Genomic DNA, 697 nt, shown 5'->3' on the forward strand with positions numbered 1-697 from the left:
TGAGGGGACGGGACGAGACGGCGCAGATGCTGGCTGGAATGCGGGAGATGGTGCAGCGCTTCGGAGGGGTGCTGGGAGAGGTGAGGGGGGCGGTGGGCTCGCTGTCGGGAGCGTCGGGGCAGGTGGCGGCGGCGGCGCAGGCGCTGTCACAGGGGACGAGCACGCAGGCGGCGTCGGTGGAGGAGACGACGACGAGCCTGGAGCAGTTGAGCACGTCCATCAGCCAGAACGCGGAGACGAGCAAGCAGTTGGAGCAGATGGCGTTGAGGGGAGCGGCGGAGGCGGAGGAGAGCGGGCTGGCGGTGAACGAGACGGTGGAGGCGATGGCGTCGATAGCGGAGCGAATCTCCATCGTGGAGGAGATTGCGTACCAGACGAACCTGCTGGCGCTGAACGCGGCGGTGGAGGCGGCGAGGGCGGGGGAGCATGGGAGGGGATTCGCGGTGGTGGCGGCGGAGGTGAGGAAGCTGGCGGAGAGGAGCCAGAAGGCGGCCAAGGAGATAGGGAGCCTGGCGGGAAGCAGCGTGAAGGTGGCGGAGCGCTCGGGGAAGTTGCTGAAGGAGCTGGTGCCGTCGATTCGAAAGACGGCGGAGCTGGTGCAGCAGGTGGCGGCGGTGTCGAGGGAGCAGGCGAGCGGAGTGGTGCAGATGAACCGGGCGATGGTGCAGGTGGACCAGGTGACGCAGCGAAACGCATC

The 697-nt window shown here is 68.6% G+C and carries 1 protein-coding gene; it reads left to right on the plus strand.

What is annotated here, in order from left to right; translation table 11 throughout:
* Positions 1–697 (plus strand): methyl-accepting chemotaxis protein (locus Q664_RS58950; RefSeq protein WP_043393129.1); only part of this gene is annotated, 697 nt, incomplete at both ends.

Origin of the sequence: Archangium violaceum Cb vi76, assembly GCF_000733295.1 — a bacterium.
GTDB lineage: Bacteria > Myxococcota > Myxococcia > Myxococcales > Myxococcaceae > Archangium > Archangium violaceum.